General features: G+C 75.6%; 18 protein-coding genes. 15 read left to right on the top strand and 3 right to left on the bottom strand.

Annotated elements, in window-relative coordinates:
- Positions 1–16 precede the first annotated feature (16 nt).
- Genes O2V63_RS17045 through O2V63_RS17035 form a run of 3 tightly spaced genes read left to right on the top strand, consistent with a single transcriptional unit; the run spans position 17 to position 2,158 of the window.
- Entirely contained in the window at positions 17–1,057 is a 1,041-nt protein-coding gene (locus O2V63_RS17045) for a thiamine-phosphate kinase (protein WP_269168730.1), read from the top strand.
- Positions 1,041–1,544, top strand: coding sequence for a GNAT family N-acetyltransferase (locus tag O2V63_RS17040; protein ID WP_269168729.1), 504 nt, complete (start codon positions 1,041–1,043; stop codon positions 1,542–1,544). Before O2V63_RS17045 ends, O2V63_RS17040 begins: the two co-directional genes overlap by 17 nt.
- Positions 1,532–2,158 carry a cytidylate kinase-like family protein gene (locus tag O2V63_RS17035; protein ID WP_269168728.1) on the top strand — a complete coding sequence of 209 codons (627 nt, stop codon included), beginning with the start codon at positions 1,532–1,534 and terminating at the stop codon, positions 2,156–2,158. The genes O2V63_RS17040 and O2V63_RS17035 overlap by 13 nt, the downstream gene beginning before the upstream one ends.
- A 78-nt stretch (positions 2,159–2,236) precedes the next feature.
- On the opposite strand, the gene rpmB is transcribed toward O2V63_RS17035, so the two are convergent.
- A complete protein-coding gene (gene rpmB, locus O2V63_RS17030) occupies positions 2,237–2,419 on the bottom strand; it encodes a 50S ribosomal protein L28 (protein WP_442928852.1) in 183 nt (60 codons plus the stop codon).
- A 231-nt stretch (positions 2,420–2,650) separates the two neighbouring features.
- Between rpmB and O2V63_RS17025 the strand changes: the two genes are divergently transcribed.
- The 12 genes from O2V63_RS17025 to smc all read left to right on the top strand — a co-directional run bounded on the left by O2V63_RS17025 (position 2,651) and on the right by smc (position 15,263).
- Positions 2,651–4,252 carry a DAK2 domain-containing protein gene (locus O2V63_RS17025; protein WP_269168727.1) on the top strand — a complete coding sequence of 534 codons (1,602 nt, stop codon included), beginning with the start codon at positions 2,651–2,653 and terminating at the stop codon, positions 4,250–4,252.
- An 11-nt stretch (positions 4,253–4,263) separates the two neighbouring features.
- Positions 4,264–6,462, top strand: a complete 2,199-nt coding sequence (recG, locus tag O2V63_RS17020; protein ID WP_269168726.1) for an ATP-dependent DNA helicase RecG — start codon at positions 4,264–4,266, stop codon at positions 6,460–6,462.
- A 7-nt stretch (positions 6,463–6,469) separates the two neighbouring features.
- Complete coding sequence (rsmD, locus tag O2V63_RS17015) at positions 6,470–7,024, top strand: 16S rRNA (guanine(966)-N(2))-methyltransferase RsmD (protein ID WP_269168725.1); 555 nt, start codon at positions 6,470–6,472, stop codon at positions 7,022–7,024.
- Positions 7,021–7,506 carry a pantetheine-phosphate adenylyltransferase gene (gene coaD, locus O2V63_RS17010; protein ID WP_269168724.1) on the top strand — a complete coding sequence of 162 codons (486 nt, stop codon included), beginning with the start codon at positions 7,021–7,023 and terminating at the stop codon, positions 7,504–7,506. Before rsmD ends, coaD begins: the two co-directional genes overlap by 4 nt.
- A complete protein-coding gene (locus O2V63_RS17005; RefSeq protein WP_269165290.1) occupies positions 7,503–8,192 on the top strand; it encodes a hypothetical protein in 690 nt (229 codons plus the stop codon). The genes coaD and O2V63_RS17005 overlap by 4 nt, the downstream gene beginning before the upstream one ends.
- A 143-nt stretch (positions 8,193–8,335) precedes the next feature.
- Positions 8,336–9,061, top strand: coding sequence for a YceD family protein (locus tag O2V63_RS17000; RefSeq protein WP_269168723.1), 726 nt, complete (start codon positions 8,336–8,338; stop codon positions 9,059–9,061).
- A complete protein-coding gene (gene rpmF, locus O2V63_RS20880) occupies positions 8,947–9,243 on the top strand; it encodes a 50S ribosomal protein L32 (RefSeq protein ID WP_442929038.1) in 297 nt (98 codons plus the stop codon). Before O2V63_RS17000 ends, rpmF begins: the two co-directional genes overlap by 115 nt.
- 16 nt (positions 9,244–9,259) lie before the next feature.
- A complete protein-coding gene (gene rnc, locus O2V63_RS16990; protein WP_269168722.1) occupies positions 9,260–10,078 on the top strand; it encodes a ribonuclease III in 819 nt (272 codons plus the stop codon).
- A 3-nt stretch (positions 10,079–10,081) separates the two neighbouring features.
- Positions 10,082–10,960 (top strand): bifunctional DNA-formamidopyrimidine glycosylase/DNA-(apurinic or apyrimidinic site) lyase, encoded by an 879-nt coding sequence (gene mutM / locus O2V63_RS16985; RefSeq protein ID WP_269168721.1) that lies wholly within the window; start codon positions 10,082–10,084, stop codon positions 10,958–10,960.
- Positions 10,957–11,232, top strand: a complete 276-nt coding sequence (locus O2V63_RS16980) for an acylphosphatase (protein ID WP_269168720.1) — start codon at positions 10,957–10,959, stop codon at positions 11,230–11,232. Before mutM ends, O2V63_RS16980 begins: the two co-directional genes overlap by 4 nt.
- A gap of 149 nt (positions 11,233–11,381) precedes the next feature.
- Positions 11,382–11,573 (top strand): hypothetical protein, encoded by a 192-nt coding sequence (locus tag O2V63_RS16975; protein WP_269168719.1) that lies wholly within the window; start codon positions 11,382–11,384, stop codon positions 11,571–11,573.
- 123 nt (positions 11,574–11,696) lie between these two features.
- Positions 11,697–15,263 carry a chromosome segregation protein SMC gene (smc, locus tag O2V63_RS16970; protein ID WP_269168718.1) on the top strand — a complete coding sequence of 1,189 codons (3,567 nt, stop codon included), beginning with the start codon at positions 11,697–11,699 and terminating at the stop codon, positions 15,261–15,263.
- Here smc and O2V63_RS16965 read toward each other — a convergent pair whose 3' ends face one another.
- Entirely contained in the window at positions 15,264–16,025 is a 762-nt protein-coding gene (locus O2V63_RS16965; RefSeq protein WP_269168717.1) for an endonuclease/exonuclease/phosphatase family protein, read from the bottom strand.
- Positions 16,022–17,683 carry an alkaline phosphatase D family protein gene (locus O2V63_RS16960; protein ID WP_269168716.1) on the bottom strand — a complete coding sequence of 554 codons (1,662 nt, stop codon included), beginning with the start codon at positions 17,681–17,683 and terminating at the stop codon, positions 16,022–16,024. Before O2V63_RS16960 ends, O2V63_RS16965 begins: the two co-directional genes overlap by 4 nt.
- Between the last annotated feature and the right edge of the window lie 3 nt (positions 17,684–17,686).

Below are 17,686 nucleotides of genomic sequence, written 5' to 3'. Positions count from 1 at the left end.
TCGGGGGGAGTGACCGATGACTCGGCCCCGCCCCCTGGGCCTCCGGCCCGACCCGGACGACAGCGTCGGCGCGGTCGGGGAGTTCGCCGTCATCGACCGGGTCGTGGCCCGCTCCGGTGCCGCCGCGGTGGCCGACGTGGGCCCAGGCGACGACGCCGCGGTGCTGCGCACCCCCGACGGCCGGGTGGTCGCCTGCACCGACGTCCTGGTGGAGGGGCGGCACTTCCGCCGCGACTGGTCCTCCGCCGAGGACGTGGGGCACAAGGCGGCCGCCGCGAACCTGGCCGACATCGCCGCCATGGGCGCCGTGCCGACCGCTCTGCTGGTCGGGCTCGCCTGCCCGGCGGGCACCCCGACCGCCTGGCTGGAGGACGTCGCCGTCGGGATGGCCGCCGAGTGCGCCCCCTTCGGTGCGGCCGTGGTCGGCGGGGACACCTCGGCCAGTGCGCCGGACTCCCAGGCCGTCGTGCTGTCGGTGACGGCGCTGGGCGACCTGGGTGGTCGCGCACCGGTGCTGCGCAGCGGCGCCCGTCCGGGGGACGTCGTCGCCGTCGCCGGGCGGCTGGGCTGGTCGGCCTGCGGGCTGGCCGTGCTGCGCCGGGGCTTCTCCTCGCCGATCGCCGCCGTGCGCGCGCACCGCCGGCCGACCCCGCCCTACGCCGCCGGCCCGGCCGCCGCGGACGCCGGGGCGACCGCGATGTGCGACACCAGTGACGGGCTGTTCGCCGACGCCGGTCACCTGGCCGCCGACAGTGGGGTGGTGATCGAGCTGGACCGGGCCGCGCTGCAGCAGGCGTTCGTCGACCCGGCCGGACCGCTCCCGCAGGTCGCGGCAGCGCTGGGCGGTGACCCGATGGCATGGGTGCTGACCGGCGGTGAGGACCACGCGCTGGTGGCCACCTTCCCGGCCGGGGTGGACCTGCCGGACGGCTGGACGGTCGTCGGCGCGGTGCACGAGCCGGCCGACGACGGGCCGGGGGTGCAGGTGGACGGGGTGCCCGCGAGCCGGGTTGCCGAGGAACTGGGGGAGGGGGCGGGGCATGTCCACTTCGGCTGAGCTGCGCGCCGTCGGGTACGCGGACCCGGTGGCCCAGCACCTGATCGAGCGGGTGCAGCAGGAGTACGTCGTCCGGTACGGCGGCCGGGACGCCGCCGTGGTGGACCCGGCGGAGTTCTCCCCGCCGCTGGGGCTGTTCCTGGTCGCCGAGGTCGGCGGGGTGCCGGCCGGCTGCGGTGGCTGGCGGGCGCACGGTCACGGGGTGGCCGAACTCAAGCGGATGTACGTGGAGCCCGGCTTCCGGCGCCGGGGGGTGGCGGCGCTGTTGCTGGCCGAGTTGGAGCGCACCGCGGCCGCAGCAGGGCACGAGCGGCTGCTGCTGAACTCCGGTGACCGGCAGCCGGAGGCCCTGGCGCTCTACGACCGGGCGGGGTACACGGCGGTGGCCGGCTACGGCATCTACGCGGACTCGCCCGAGGCGGTCTTCCTCGGCAAGGAGCTGGGTGCCGACCGGCCCGCACCGGAGGAGGACGCATGGGCGTCGTGACCTTCTCGGCGTCCTTCGGCGCCGGCGGCGCGGAGATCGCCCCGGCCGTCGCCGAGCGGCTCGGCCTGCCCTTCCACGACCGGGTCATCCCGGCTCAGGTGGCGGGTCGGCTCGGGGTGCCGGTGGCCGAGGCCGAGGCCAACGACGAGACCATCACCCGCGGGCTGTGGCGGCTGGTCAGCTCGCTGGGCACGATGCCCGACCCGGTGGGCGGGGTGCTGCCCACCGGGGCGCTGCCCGACGAGCGGGCCTACCGGCAGCAGACCGAGTGGGTGCTGACCGAGATCGCCGCCGGTCCGGGGGGCGTCGTCCTGGGCCGGGCAGGGGCGATGGTGCTGCACGACCGGCCCGACGTCCTGCACGTGCGGTTGGACGGCCCGCCGGAGCGCAGGCTGGCCGCCGCGGTCGAGCACCTGGACCTGCCCGTCGAGGAGGTGCGCCGGGAGCAGGAGGCCGCCGACGCCGCCCGGACGGCCTACGTGCGGCACTTCTACCGCTGCGATCCGGCGGAGGCCCGGCACTACCACCTGGTGGTGGACAGCACGGCGCTGCCGCACGCCACCGTGGTCGACCTGGTGGTGACCGCGGCCCAGGCTCGCGGGATCGGCCGCTGAGCCGCCCGGGAACACGAGAAGACCCCGGAGGTCCGAGGACCTCCGGGGTCTTGTCAGCTCAGTCTTGCCAGGCCTCTCTCAGGCCCGAGCGACCTTGCCCGCGCGGATGCACGAGGTGCAGACGTTCATGCGCTGGCGGCCACCGCCGGTCAGCGCGGCACGGACGGACTGGATGTTCGGGTTCCAACGGCGCGGCGTGCGGCGGTGCGAGTGCGACACCGACATGCCGAAACCGGGGCCCTTGCCACACACATCGCACACGGCAGCCACGGTCGATCACTCCCAGAGAATTGGTCCAGCTGAAGTCAGGTCGCGGTGCTCGGCGGAGACCCGAGGCGAGAGCCCAGGGCATGGTCCAGCCACGCACAACTGGAGACCACTGTAGCCGGTGCTCCCCTGCCGTGTCGGACCGCCCCGTCCCCGGGGGCCGGGGCGGCAGCGGGAGGTCCTGGGCGCCGGGTCGTGTCGGTGGGCCCCGGTACCCTCCGGCACGTGCTGGAGGCGCTGGACGAGGCCGCGGTCGGCCGGTGGAGCTCCGCCGTCGTCGACACGCTGACGCAGGCGCGTGGTCGGCTCGACGAACTGAACGTCTTCCCCGTCCCCGACGGGGACACCGGCACCAACCTGCTGATGACCGCCCAGGCCGGGGACGCGGCGCTGACCAGCGCCGACGGCACCGAGTCCGCGTGGAGCGTGCTGGCGCGCGGCGCGGTGCTGGGCGCCCGGGGCAACTCCGGGGCGATCCTGGCGCAGCTGCTGCGCGGCCTCGCCGACGGGCTGGCCGGCGCCCCACGCGTCGACGGGCCGGTGTTCGCCGATGCGCTGGCCGCGGCCGCCGGCGCCGCCTACGCCGCGGTCGCCGATCCGGAGGAGGGCACCTTCCTCACCGTGGCCCGGGCCGGCGCCGACGCAGCGACGGCCGCCGTCGCCGACGGGCAGGCCGGGCTGGCCGACGTCGTCCGGGCAGCAGCCGAGGGCGCGCTCACCGCGCTGCGGGCGACCACCGGCCAGCTGGCCGCGCTGCGCGACGCCGGGGTGGTCGACGCCGGGGGTGCCGGCTGGTGTCTGGTGCTCGACGCGCTGGTCGGCACGGTCACCGGTACGACGCCGGTCCGCGCGCCGCTGGACGGGCGGCCCGCCCGTCCCCGCCGGTCACCGTGGTCGGTGCCGGCCGCCCCCGCGCCAGGGCCGGGCAGTGAGGTGCAGTTCCTCCTCGCCGACTCCGACGACGCCGCCGTCGCCCGGCTGCAGGCCCGGCTGGCCGAGCTGGGCGACTGCCTGGTCGTCGTCGGGGTCGACACCCCGGACGGCCGGGAGTGGAACGTGCACGTCCACGTGAGCGACGTCGGCGCGGCGGTGGAGGCGGGGATCGAGGCCGGTCGGCCGCACCGGATCTCGGTGACCCCGCTGGCGCCGGTGCGAGCGCCGGCCGCTGCCGCAGGGACGCGCGCCGTCCTCGCGCTGGCCTGTTCCGGTGGGCTCGCCGAGCTCTTCGGCACCGAGGGGGTCACCGTGCTGACCGCGCCGGTCGACGCTGTCGACGAGGACGCCGTCCTGCAGGCGGTGCTGGACACCGGGGCGGAGCAGGTCGTCGTGCTGCCCAACCACTGGGAGGTCACCGCGGTCACCGCCCGCGCCGCCGACCGGGCCCGCGAGCAGGGCCGGGACGTCGTGGTCGTCCCCACCCGGTCGGCCGTGCAGGGCCTCGCGGCGCTCGCCGTCGCCGACCCGGCCCGTCGGTTCGGTGACGACGTCATCGCCATGGCCGAGGCCGCGGCCGCGACCCGGTGGGCGGAGGTGACCGTCGCCGAGCAGGAGGCGCTCACCTCGGCCGGCCGCTGCGCGCCCGGGGACGTGCTGGGCAGCGCGGAGGGTGACGTCGTCGTGATCGGTGCCGACCCGGTGACCGTCGCCCGGGACCTGCTGGACCGGCTGCTGTCGGCGGGCGGGGAGATGGCCACCGTCGTCGTGGGGGAGGACCTCGCGCTCGGCGACGCGGTGTGCGCCCACCTCTCGGCGGTGCACCCGACGGTCGAGGTGGTCCGGTACCCCGGCGGGCCCGGGGCGGTGCCCCTGCTGATCGGCGTCGAGTAGTGGCGATCTCCATGGACACGCCGCTGACCCGGGTGCTCGGCCCGAAGACGGCGAAGGTCATGGCCGAGCAGCTGGCGCTGCACACGGTGCGCGACCTGCTGCGGCACTACCCCCGCCGCTACGCCCGGCGCGGGGAGATGACCCGGCTCGACGGCCTGGAGGTCGGCGACCGGGTGACCGTGCTGGCCCAGGTGAAGAGCGTGAGCACCCGGCGGATGCAGCAGCGCCGCGGGACCCTCACCGAGGTGACCGTCGGCGACGGCGCGGGCAGCATGCGGCTGGTCTTCTTCAACAACCGGCACGCGCACCTCGACGTCGGCGAGTGGGGGCTGTTCGCCGGCACCGTGGGGCTGTGGCGGGGCGACAAGCAGTTCACCCACCCCGACTGCCACATCATCACCGGGGACGACGACGACTGGGCGCGGGCGATGGTGCCCCTCTACCCGGCGAGCAAGGACGTCTCGAGCTGGGTGGTCCAGAAGTCGGTCAAGCTGCTGATGGACGACGCCCACTCGCTGGAGCAGCTGCTCGACGACCCGATCCCGGCACCCGTCCGCGAGCGGCACGGCCTGGTCGACCTGGCCACGGCGCTGCGGCAGAAGCACCGGCCGGAGACCCAGGAGCAGGTCGACGAGGCCGACGAGCGGCTGAAGTGGGACGAGGCGCTCGTCCTGCAGGCGACGCTGGCCGCCCGCCGCCGGGCCGCTGCACTGGAGCCGGGGATCGCCCGGCCGCCGCGCAGCGGTGGGCTGCTGGACGCGGTCGACGCCGCCCTGCCGTTCTCGCTGACCGACGGCCAGCGCGAGGTCGGGGAGGAGCTGGCCGCCGAGCTGGCCCGTGAGCAGCCGATGAACCGGCTGCTGCAGGGCGAGGTCGGGTCGGGCAAGACGGTGGTCGCGCTGCGGGCGATGGCCCAGGTGGTCGACGCCGGTGGGCAGGCTGCGCTGCTCGCCCCCACCGAGGTGCTCGCCGCCCAGCACGCCCGCAGCCTGGCCGCGATCCTGGGCCCGCTGGGGCGGGCCGGCGAGCTCGACGGGGACCCGACCGGCACCCGGGTGGTGCTGCTCACCGGCTCGCAGAAGGCCGCCGTCCGCCGGGAGGCGCGGGCCGCGGTCGCCGACGGCAGCGCCGGCATCGTCGTGGGCACCCACGCGCTGCTGCAGGAGGGCGTGGAGTTCGCCGACCTGGGGCTGGTCGTCGTCGACGAGCAGCACCGGTTCGGGGTGGAACAGCGGGACGCGCTGCGCGCCAAGGGCACGAAGCCGCCGCACGTGCTGGTGATGACCGCCACCCCCATCCCGCGCACCGTGGCGATGACCGTCTACGGCGACCTGGAGACCTCCACGCTCCGGCAGCTGCCGGCCGGCCGCGGTGGGGTCTCCAGCTCGGTCGTGCCGGTGGGGGAGAAGCCGGCCTGGCTGGACCGTGCCTGGGCGCGGGTCCGCGAGGAGGTCGCCGCCGGCCGGCAGGCCTACGTCGTCTGCCCCCGGATCGGCGACCTCGACGACGGCGGCAGCGGCAAGGACGACGACGGCCCGGACGGCGCGGACGGCGCCCCGCCGCCGGAGGAGGAGAAGGCCGGCGCGAGCGACAAGCGCCCGCCGCTGGCGGTGCTCGACGTCGCCGAGGGGCTGCGCGCCGGCCCGCTGTCGGCGCTGCGGGTCGAGGTGCTGCACGGTCGGATTCCGCCGGAGGAGAAGGAGGCCCGGATGCGCGCCTTCGCCGCCGCGGAGATCGACGTCCTGGTCGCCACCACCGTGGTCGAGGTCGGCGTCGACGTGCCCAACGCCACGGTGATGGTGGTGATGGACGCCGACCGGTTCGGCGTCAGCCAGCTGCACCAGCTGCGCGGCCGGGTGGCCCGCGGGAAGCACGCCGGGCTGTGCCTGCTGGTCACCGAGGCCCCCAGCACCTCACCGACCGGGCAGCGACTGGCCGCGGTCGCCTCGACCACCGACGGCTTCGCCCTGGCCCGGCTCGACCTGGAGACCCGCCGGGAGGGCGACGTGCTCGGCGCGGCCCAGTCCGGCCGCCGCTCGAACGTGAAGCTGCTGTCCCTGCTGCACGACGAGGCGCTCATCGCCGAGGCCCGGGTCGAGGCCACGGCGCTGGTCGAGCAGGGCCGTGGCCTCGCCGACCACCCCGAGCTGGCCGCCGCCGTCGCCGCCCTCGCCCTGGACGAGCGCGCCACCTACCTGGAGAAGGCATGAAGAGCGCATGACCAGGCTGATCTCCGGGGTCGCGGGTGGCCGCCGGCTCAAGGTCCCCCGCACCGGGGTCAGGCCCACCGGCGACCGCGCCCGGGAGGGCCTGTTCAACTCCCTCGGGTCGCTGCTGGACGTCGAGGGCGCCCGGGTGCTCGACCTCTACGCGGGCTCGGGTGCCCTCGGGCTGGAAGCCCTGTCCCGCGGGGCGGCGGAGGCGTTCTTCGTCGAGTCCGGGGGCGGGGTGCTGCCGGTGCTGCGCGCCAACATCGCCGTCGTGGGGCTGCCCGGTGCCGTGGTGCTGCCCGGCAGCGTGCCGACGGTCGTCGGGGGTCAGCCCCCGGCCGCCTTCGACCTGGTGTTCGCCGACCCGCCCTACTCCACCCCCGACGAGGAGGTGCTGGGCGTGCTCGGTTCGCTGGTCGAACGGGGGTGGCTGGCCCCGGATGCGGTCGTCGTGGTGGAGCGGTCCAGCCGTGACCACCCCTTCGCGTGGCCGACACCCTTCGACGGACTGCGTGATCGTCGGTACGGAGAGGCGGTGCTCCGGTACGGTCGCTTGTCGTGAGGCGAGCGGTCTGTCCCGGTTCGTTCGACCCGGTCACCAACGGCCATGTCGACGTGATCGCGCGCGCCGCCGGCCTGTACGACGAGCTGGTCGTGGCCGTGCTGGTCAACCCGGGCAAGGCGGGCCTGTTCGACGTCGACGAGCGGATGTCGCTGCTGCGTGAGGCGGTCGTCGACCTGCCCAACGTCACGGTCGACAGCTTCGAGGGACTGCTCGTCGACTACTGCCTGGCCAACCAGATCCCGGTCATCGTCAAGGGTCTGCGGGCCGTCGGTGACTTCGAGTACGAGCTGCAGATGGCCCAGATGAACCGTGAGCTCGCCGCGGTCGAGACGCTGTTCGTGCCCACCGCACCCCAGGTCGGGCACCTGTCCTCCAGCCTGGTCAAGCAGATCGCCCGCTTCGGCGGCGACGTGTCGTCCCTGGTCCCCAAGGCGGTCAACGACCGGCTGGTGGCCCAGTCGAGGGGGAGGCAGTCGTGACCGAGGTCGTGTACCGGCTCTACGAGACCGTCGACGAGCTGACGACGGTCATCGAGAACGCCCGCAGCGTGCCGATGTCCAGCTCCTGCATGGTGCCGCGCGACCACCTGCTCGACCTGCTCGACGACCTCCGGGAGAACCTCCCCGAGGAGGTCCAGCAGGCCGGGGCGATCGTCGAGCAACGCGCCGAGATCCTGCAGCAGGCGCAGGCCGAGGCCGAGCGGCTCACCGGCCGCACCCGCAGCGAGAGCGAGCAGGTCGTCGTGGCCGCCCGCCGGCAGCGGGAGGAGCTGGTCGGCACCGCCCGCCGCCAGCGGGACGAGATCCTCACCGAGGCGCAGGCCCAGGCCGACGAGCTGCTGGCCCAGGCCGAGGAGGAGGCCGAGGAGCTGCTCGCCGAGGCCCGCCGGCTGCGCGACCAGCTGGTGCAGGACGGCCAGGAGCAGCGTGCCGAGCTGATCGCCGCCGGCCAGGCCGAGCACGAGCGGCTGCTCACCGAGACCGAGGTGTACCGCACCGCGGTCGACCGGGCCGACGAGCTCGGTGCCCAGACCGTGGCCGAGGTGGCCCGGATGCGGGCCGAGGTCGACGACTACGTCGACAGCCGGCTGGCCGACTTCGGGAACACCCTGGCGCACATGGCGCGTTCGGTGGACAAGGCCCGGGACAACCTCCGCAGCCCGTGACCGCTCCGCCCACCCCCTGACCGGGAAGGGCGGACCGGGGGATCGGGTAGGCTGGACGTCTGTCCGGCTGCTGCCGTCCCGCGTGCCCGTCCGGCGCGGGCCCCGCGCCGGCGCCCCCACCATCGACGACGACGAGTACCGACATGCCTGCTTCCTCTGCGCGCTCCACGGGGCCGTCCTCCGACGCTGCGTCCACCGACGTCCGGCGTCCGGTCGGCGACCCCGTCGACAAGCCGCTCCCCACGCCGGCCGAGAAGGCCGCCGAGAAGGCCTGGAAGGTCGACCTCCGGGAGCTCGGTCGCCGCGCCGGCTCGATGCGCGAGTGGGAGAAGACCCTCCCGGCCCTGAGCGGCTGGGGAGTGGAGATGATCGGGGTCCCCCAGGGCGCTCCGGTCGAGCTCCGCCTGCGCCTGGAGTCGGTGATGGAGGGCGTCCTGGTCAGCGGCCAGGTCGAGCTGCCGGTCACCGGCCAGTGCGCCCGCTGCCTCGAGCCGGTCGAGGACACCCTGACGCTCGACGTCCAGGAGCTGTACGCCTACGCGGGCAGCACCACCGAGGCCACCAGCGGCGAGGACGAGGTGCGCCGCATCGACGGCGACCGGCTCGACCTCGCTCCGCTGGTCCGTGACACCGTCGTCCTCACCCTGCCGTTGTCGCCCACCTGCCGGCCCGACTGCGCCGGCCTGTGCGTCGACTGCGGCGAGCGGCTCGACGACCTCCCTGCCGACCACTCCCACGAGGTGCTCGACCCCCGGTGGGCAGGGCTCGCAGCCCGGTTCACCGGGACGGCCGACAGTGCCGAACCGACCGACAGCGCGGCCGGACCCCAGCCGGGGTCCACCCACCGCACCGACCCAGAGGAGAACTGACCGTGGCCGTTCCGAAGAGGAAGATGTCCCGGAGCAACACCCGTGCTCGCCGGTCGCAGTGGAAGGCCACGGCCCCCACGCTGGCACCCTGCCCCAACGCGGCCTGCCGTGAGCTCAAGCCGCCGCACCAGGCGTGCCCCACCTGCGGCCAGCACGACGGTCGCCAGGTCCTCTCGGTCTGACCTGCGCAGCTCCGGCGTGGCGCAGACGACCAGCGCACCGGCGTCCTCGGTGCCGGACTCCCTCCCCGGGGAGTCCGGGGCCCAGGACGCCGGTGTCCGTGTGCCCGCGGGCGGTGCCGCCCACGCCGAACGGGCGGCCCGCTGGCTGCTCGACGCGCTGGGCCTGGAGCTCTCCGGTGACCTGCTCGCGCTGGCCCTGACCCACCGGTCCTACGCCTACGAGAACGGTGGGCTGCCGACCAACGAACGCCTGGAGTTCCTCGGCGACTCGGTGCTCGGCCTGGTGGTCACCGACGAGCTGTACCGCAGCCACCCCGATCTGCCCGAGGGCCAGCTGGCGAAGCTGCGTGCCTCGGTGGTCAACATGACCTCGCTGGCCCGGGTCTCCCGGTCCCTCGGCGAAGGGGGCATCGGGCCGCACCTGCTGCTGGGCCGGGGTGAACAGGCCACCGGCGGCCGGGAGAAGGACTCGATCCTGGCCGACGCGCTCGAGGCGCTGATCGGTGCGGTCCACCTCGGTCAGGGGCTGGACACCGCGGCGACGGTCGTGCACCGGCTGTTCGACCCGTTGCTGGCCGAGTCGGCCACCCGTGGCGCGGGCCTGGACTGGAAGACCAGCCTCCAGGAGCTCGGCGCGTCCCGGGGGCTGGGCGCACCGGTCTACGAGGTGGAGGACGAGGGGCCCGACCACGCCAAGACCTTCACCGCTGCCGTGCTGCTGGCCGGTGAGGTGCGCGGATCGGGGGCCGGCAAGACGAAGAAGGCCGCCGAGCAGGAGGCCGCCGAGACGGCCTGGCGCGCCCTGTCGGCCGACGGCGGACCGACGCGGGACTGAGCCGTGCCGGAGCTGCCTGAGGTCGAGGTCGTCCGCCGGGGCCTGGAACGCTGGGTCGCCGGCCGGACGGTCCGTCAGGTCGAGGTGCACCACCCCCGCGCGGTGCGCCGGCACCTGGAGGGGGCCGAGCACTTCGTCGCCGCGCTCACCGGCCGGACGCTCACCGCCGCACACCGTCGCGGCAAGTACCTCTGGCTGCCCCTGGCCGAGCCGGACGGCGCGCCGTCCGGGCGGGCACTCGTCGCCCACCTGGGCATGAGCGGCCAGCTGCTGGTGGAGAAGCCCGCCGAGCCCGACGAGGTGCACCTGCGGGCCAGGTTCCGGTTCACCGACGGCGGCCGGGAGCTGCGCTTCGTCGACCAGCGGACCTTCGGTGGGCTGGCGGTGGAGGATGCCCCGGGCGATGGCCTCCCGGCGCGGCTGGCGCACATCGCCACCGACCCCCTGGACCCCGGGTTCGACGTCGACGCCTTCAGCGCCGCCCTCCGCCGCCGGCACACCGAGGTCAAGCGGGCGCTGCTGGACCAGACGCTGATCGGCGGGATCGGCAACATCTACGCCGACGAGTCGCTGTGGCGGGCCCGGCTGCACGGCGCCCGGCCGACCGACAAGCTCACCCGCGCCCAGGTGAGCGACCTGCTGGAGGGGGTGCGCGACGTGCTCGGCGAGAGCCTGGCGCAGGGCGGCACCTCCTTCGACTCGCTCTACGTCGACGTCAACGGGCAGAGCGGGTACTTCTCCCGGCACCTGGCCGTGTACGGCCAGGTGGACCGACCGTGTCCACGGTGTGGCACCCCGATCCGCCGGGAGTCCTTCATGAACCGGTCCAGCTACAGCTGCCCGCAGTGCCAGCCCCGGCCGCGCGCCCGCTCGGCCCGATGAGCACGCCTCGGCGGGTGGTCGCGTTGGTCGACGGGCAGGTGCAGGGCGTCGGCTACCGCTGGTTCGTGCGCGAGGCGGCGAGCGCGCGCGGGCTGACCGGGTCCGCGACGAACCTGCCCGACGGCCGGGTGGAGGTGGTCCTCGAGGGGCCGGACGACGACGTGCGGGCCGTGCTCGCCGAGCTCTCCGGGCCGCGCGCCCCGGGTTCGGTGACCGCGGTGGAACACCGGGACGAGGATGCCGAAGGGGTGCCGGACTTCACCGTGGGGTGACGAAGGCGACATCCCCCTGACACGGTGACGCCCCCGCACTGCCGTTGACCCAGGTCGTGGCTGGTGTCACCCTGAGGACGCCAGCCCGCGCAGACCGCCCTCCGGCGGTGCGACGGGACATCCCTCTTGCAGTGAAAGGCCGCTGAGCCATGGCCAAGGCCCTGTTCGGTTCCGTCGTCGCTCCGCACGAGCTTCGAGCAGCCGAGGAGAACGCCGCCCTCCGGGCGAAGGTGCGCCGGCTCGAGGCGCAGCTCGCCGCCCTCCGCGAGGAGCGCGACGCGGCGATCGCCCGCGAGCTGCTCAGCATGGCCCACGAGTCGGCCGACCCCGTCCTCGCGTAGACCACCTCCGTCCCACCCACCCCTCCCGTGCACAGCGGGAGGGGTGATCGGCGCGTCGTGGGTGAGGATGGGGCTGCCCTGCGCTGAGCAGGACCGTCGTACCTCCCCGGGAGTCTCTCCACCGTGCACCTGTCCAGCCTGACGCTCAAGGGCTTCAAGTCCTTCGCGTCACCGACGACGCTGCGCCTGGAGCGGGGCATCACCGCCGTCGTCGGGCCCAACGGCTCGGGGAAGTCCAACGTCGTCGACGCCATCGCCTGGGTGCTCGGTGAGCAGGGCGCCAAGAGCTTGCGCGGCGGCAAGATGGAGGACGTCATCTTCGCCGGCACCGCCGGCCGGCCGGCGCTCGGCCGCGCCGAGGTGACGCTCACGATCGACAACGCCGACGGCGCCCTGCCGATCGACTACACCGAGGTCTCGATCACCCGCCGCATGTACCGCTCCGGGGAGAGCGAGTACGAGATCAACGGCGACAAGGTGCGGTTGCTCGACGTCCAGGAGCTGCTCAGCGACTCCGGCATCGGCCGGGAGATGCACGTCATCGTCGGCCAGGGGCAGCTGGACGCCGTGCTGTCCGGTCGCCCGGAGGACCGGCGGGCCTTCGTCGAGGAGGCCGCCGGCGTCCTGAAGCACCGCAAGCGCAAGGAGAAGGCGCTCCGCAAGCTCGACGCGATGCAGGCCAACCTCGACCGCCTGGGCGACCTCACCGCCGAGCTGCGCCGGCAGCTGAAGCCGCTGGGCCGGCAGGCCGAGGTCGCCCGCCGCGCCGCCGGGGTCCAGGCCGACCTGCGCGACGCCCGGTTGCGGCTGCTCGCCGACGACCTGGTCGACCTGCGCGACGCACTGGACGCCGACATCGCCGACGAGACCGCGGCCCGCGCCCGGCGGGCCATCGTCGAGACGGCGCTGGGCGAGGCCGCCGGCAACGAGTCGGCGCTGGAACGGCAGCTCGCCGCCGACGCCCCGGTGCTGGCCGCTGCCCAGGACAGCTGGTTCCGGCTGTCCACGCTCGCCGAGCGGTTCCGCAGCGTCGCGCAGCTCGCCGCCGAGCGGCACCGCCACCTCGCTGCGGTCCCGGCCGCCGCTCCCGGGGGCCGGGACCCCGACCAGCTGGACGCCGAGGCGGACCGGGTCGACGCCACCGAGCGTGAGCTGGCCGCCTCCCTGGAGGCCGAGCGGGCCCGGCTGGACACCGCCGTGGCCGTCCGCGGGGAGGTCGAGACGGCGCTGGCCGAGGCCGAACGGGCGCTGGTCGCCGCCGCCCGGGCACTGGCCGACCGGCGGGAGCAGCTGGCCCGCCTCTCCGGGCAGGTGGCCGCGGGGCGGTCCCGCGCCGCGGCCGGGGAGGCCGAGATCGAGCGGCTGGCCGCTGCCGCGACCGAGGCCGCCGACCGGGCCGAGGTCGCCAGCGACCGGCTGACCGCCCGGCGCGACGAACTGAGCGCCGACGCCGGCGGGGACGAGGGGCAGGCCGCCGCGCACGCCGCCGCCGTCACCGCGCACACCGAGGCCGCCCGGGCGGTCACCGAGCTCGCCGCGGCCGAGCGCGCCGCCGAGCGCGACCGGGCCGGCTGGCAGGCGCGCCGCGACGCCCTCGCCCTCGGTCTGGCACCGGCCGACGGCGCCGCCGCGGTGCTCGCTGCCGCCCTGCCCGGGGTGCTGGGCCCGGTGCCCGACCGGCTGACCGTCCAGCCCGGGGCCGAGGTCGCGCTGGCCGCCGCCCTCGGCGGGCTGGCCGACGCGGTCGTGGTCGCCGGGGTCGAGCAGGCGGCCGCGGTGCTCACCCACCTGGCCCGCAACGACGGGGGCCGCGCGGGCCTGCTGGTCACCGGTGGGCTCCCGGCGGTCTCCCGGGACGGCTGGCCCGAGCTGCCCGCCGGCGCCCGCTGGGCCCTCGACCTGGTCGAGGCGCCCGTCGAGCTCGCGCCGGCGCTGGCCCGGGCGCTGGAGCGGGTCGCCGTCGTCCCCGACCTGCCGGCCGCCGTCTCCCTCGTGCGCACCCACCCCCGTGTCCGGGCGGTCACCGACACCGGTGACCTGCTGGGCGCCGACTGGTCGGTGGGGGGCCAGGCCAACGCCCCCTCGGGGCTGGAGGTGCGCGCGCGGGTCGACGAGGCCGCCGCCGAGCTCGACCGGGCGGCCGCGCACGCCGTCCAGCTGGCCGACGAGCTGACCCGGGCCCGGGAGGCCGCCACCGCCCGCTCGGCCGACGTCGACGCCGCCCTCGCCGCCCGGCAGGCCGGCGACCGGGCCCGCTCGGCGGCCGCTGCCGAGCTCGCCGAGCTCGGTGCCGCGGCGCGGTCGGCCGTGGCCGAGGCAGAGCGGCTGGACGCCGCCCGGGTGCGCGCCGAGCAGGCGCGCGAGCAGGCCGTGGCCGGGCTGGTCGAGCTGGAGGAGCGGCTGGCCGCGGCCGAGGCCGCGCCGATGGAGGAGGAGCCCGCCACCGACGAGCGCGACCGGCTGCGCGCCGAGGCGACCGCTGCCCGGCAGGCCGAGACCGAGGCCCGGCTGGCGGTGCGCACGGCCGAGGAGCGGGCCCGGTCGCTGGCCGGCCGGGCCGAGTCGCTGCGCCGGCAGGCCCGGCAGGAGCGGGCGGCGCGCGAGCGGGCCGCCGCCGCCCGGGTCGCCCGCGAGCGCGGTGCCCGGGTGGCCGCGGAGGTGCGGGCCGGCGCCGAGGAGGCGCTCACCGCCCTGGCGACCTCACTCGCCCGGGCGGCCGCCGAGCGGGATGCGCTGGCCGAGGCGCGGACCGGGCGGGAGGCCGAGCTGCTGGTGGTCCGGGCCCGGGTGCGCGAGCACACCGCGGAGCTCGACCGGCTCACCGACGAGGTGCACCGCGACGAGGTGGCCCGCGCCGAGCAGCGGCTGCGGATCGAGGCGCTGGAGTCCCGGGCAGCCGAGGAGTACGGCGTCGACCTGCCGACCCTGCTCGCCGAGTACGGGCCGGCCGCACCGGTGGCCCCGACCCAGGCGCAGCTGGCCGCAGCCGACGCGGCGGGGGAGCCCGAGCCCCAGCCGGTGCCCTACGACCGCAGCGCGCAGGAGCGCCGGGCGGCGCGGGCCGAGCGGGATCTCGCCGCGCTGGGCAAGGTGAACCCGCTGGCGCTGGAGGAGTTCGCGGCCCTGGAGGAGCGGCACACCTTCCTGGCCACCCAGCTCGAGGACCTCAAGGCCACGCGCCGTGACCTGCTGACCGTGGTCCGCGAGGTCGACGCCCGCATCCACCAGGTGTTCGCCGAGGCCTTCGCCGACACCCAGCGGGAGTTCGAGCAGGTCTTCGCCACGCTGTTCCCCGGAGGGGAGGGGCGGATCTTCCTCACCGACCCGGAGAACCTGCTGACCACCGGCGTGGAGGTGGAGGCCCGGCCGCCGGGCAAGAAGGTGAAACGGCTGTCCCTGCTGTCCGGCGGCGAGCGGTCGCTGACCGCCGTGGCGCTGCTCGTCGCCATCTTCCGCGCCCGGCCCTCGCCGTTCTACGTGCTGGACGAGGTCGAGGCGGCGCTGGACGACGTCAACCTCGGCCGGCTGCTCACCCTGATCGAGCAGCTCCGGGACACCTCGCAGCTGATCGTGATCACCCACCAGAAGCGGACCATGGAGATCGCCGACGCGCTCTACGGCGTGAGCATGCGCGGCGACGGCATCACCGGGGTGATCAGCCAGCGGCTGCGCGAGCTGCAGGCCTCCTGATCAGCCGGTCACCGGCACGTCCAGCTCGACCAGCAGGGGGTGGTGGTCCGACGCCCCCGCGCCGTCCAGCACCCGGGCGCCGGTCACCGTCACGCCCGCCGACACCCACACCTGGTCGATCCGCACCCGCGGACGGCGGGCCGGGTGGGTCAGCCCCTGGCGCGCGTGCAGCGAGAACCGCCCGGCCTGGTCGCTGCGCTCGGCCGCCAGCTCCCAGGCGTCGCTGAGGCGCTCGCGCAGCGCCGCCAGCTCCGGGGCGCCGGCGTCGGCGTTGAGATCGCCGACCAGCACCGCCGCCCGCGGGTCGGTGTGCAGCCCGGCGACGGCGGCGGCCTGCACGGTCCGGTCCGCCGCGGACCGGCTGGACAGGTGCGTCGTGGTCACCCACAGCTCCCCGCCGGCCAGCTGGACCTGCGCGCGCAGCGCACTGCGTGGCTCACCCTCCCCGGGCAGCCGGTGCAGTTCGGAGCCCAGCAGCGGCAGCCGCGACAGCAGCGCGTTGCCGTACTGCCGGCGATCGGTGCCGCCGCCCGGCTCGTCGATCGAGGGCCCCCAGGCCAGCTCCATGTCCAGCGCACGGGACAGCAGCAGCGCCTGGTCGACGTGCTCGCTGCGGTCGCCGAAGTGCCGATCGACCTCCTGCAGGCAGACGACGTCGGCGTCCGCGGCCGCCAGGACATGGGCGAGCCGGGGCAGGTCGTGCCGGCCGTCACCGCCCACCCCGTGGTGGACGTTGAAGCTGACCAGCCGGATCGCGCTCATGACAGCCGGGTGTCCAGCACCTGGGTGAAGGCCTCGGTGCCCTCGTCGTCCCGGCTGGTCGCCCAGAGCAGGAACCGGGCGTCCCGGCCCTCCAGCACCAGCTCACCCAGCTCGTTGCCGAAGAAGGGCCCGGCCTGCTTGCGCCACTGCAGCGGGCTGCCCTCGACCCGGGCGAGCGCGCGCAGCCCGCCGGTCACCACCCGCGCCCAGCGGCTCCAGCCCACCTTGAAGCCGACCTCGATGACGTGCGGCGCCTGATTGTGCAGCGGCGACACGGTCAGCTGGTGCACCCGGGTGGCCAGGTCGCCGGGGGCGACCAGCTCGGCGGCGTAGGCATGGTGGACGTCGCCGGACAGCACGAGCGCCGTGGTCGGCGGGTGCCCCAGCTCGCCGCGCGCGGCGGCCACCAGGGTCCGCCCCAGCCGCTCGAAGGACTGCCCGAAAGCCGCCCAGTGCTCCAGGTCCGCCGCCTGCCGCAGCTTCTCCATCAGCCGGCCCAGCGGCCTGCCGTGGTGGCGCACCGACAACGTCTCGTTCCACCGCTCGATGTCGTGCACCGAGTGCGGCAGCAGCCAGGGCAGCGAGGTGCCGATGAGCAGGTGCTCGACGCCGTCCTCCACAGACCGGCGCACCGCCGCGTCGACCCAGTCGAACTCGAAGTCGTCGACGATCTTGCGGTCGTGCTCGTCCAGCGCCCGGCCGGCGCGGGTGTCCACCATGATCAGCCGGGTCGACCCCCAGTGCCGCACGTAGCTCCAGCGCACCGTCTCCGGCTCCGTGTCGGCGGCCCGGGCCATCTCGTCCAGCATCGGGCCGGCGTCGTCCGAGCCGTCGGCGCGCTTCTGGATCGCCTGCCAGGTCTCGTTCTCGGCCAGCTCGTTCGGCGAGAGGTTGCCCAGGTGCTGGTACACCCAGTAGCTGACCAGCCCGCCACAGATCCGCTTGTGCCACCAGTCGCTCGGGGTGACCTCGGCGCGCCAGGCGGCCGAGGTGTTCCAGTCGTCGATCATCTCGTGGTCGTCGAAGACCATCGAGGACGGGATCGTCGACAGCAACCAGCGGACCTGCGGGTCGCCCCAGGACTCGGCGTAGAGCCGGCTGTACTCCTCGAAGTCCGCGGCCTGGGCGCCCGGCGGCTGGGACAGGTCCCGGCGGGAGGCCATCCACTCCCTCGTCGCCGGGGTCACCTCGTCGGCGTACACCTGGTCGCCGAGCAGGACCAGGGCGTCGGGCCACTGGTCCTCGGGCAGCTCCAGCAGCCGGCGGGCGTAGCTGTCCAGCGCGTCCGGTGGGATGCCGTCGCGCAGGTCGACCGAGGTGGGCGTGGCGTAGCGGCAGGAGCCGAAGGCCAGCCGGAAGGGGCCCGGGCGCCCGGTCGTGCGGATCCGGCTCGGCGGGGCGCTCGACTGCGACGTCGGCCAGACCCGCTGGCCGTCCAGGTGCACCTCGTAGGGGGTCGTGCTGCCCGGCTCCAGGCCCTCCACGACGACGAGGGCGTAGTGGTGGCCGTTGACGCAGAACGTGCGGGCCCGCTGGCCCAGCACCACCACGTCACAGGGCCGGTCCGTCTCCACCCAGATGGTGGCCGACACCGGGTCGACGTGGCGCAGGAGCGGCCCGAGCAGCAGGAGCGGCCGGGTGTCGACGGTCTCGGGCATGGG

Origin of the sequence: Modestobacter sp. VKM Ac-2977 (genome assembly GCF_026968045.1) — a bacterium.
Classification (GTDB): domain Bacteria; phylum Actinomycetota; class Actinomycetes; order Mycobacteriales; family Geodermatophilaceae; genus Modestobacter.
This window is presented reverse-complemented; position numbering and strand designations above follow the sequence as displayed.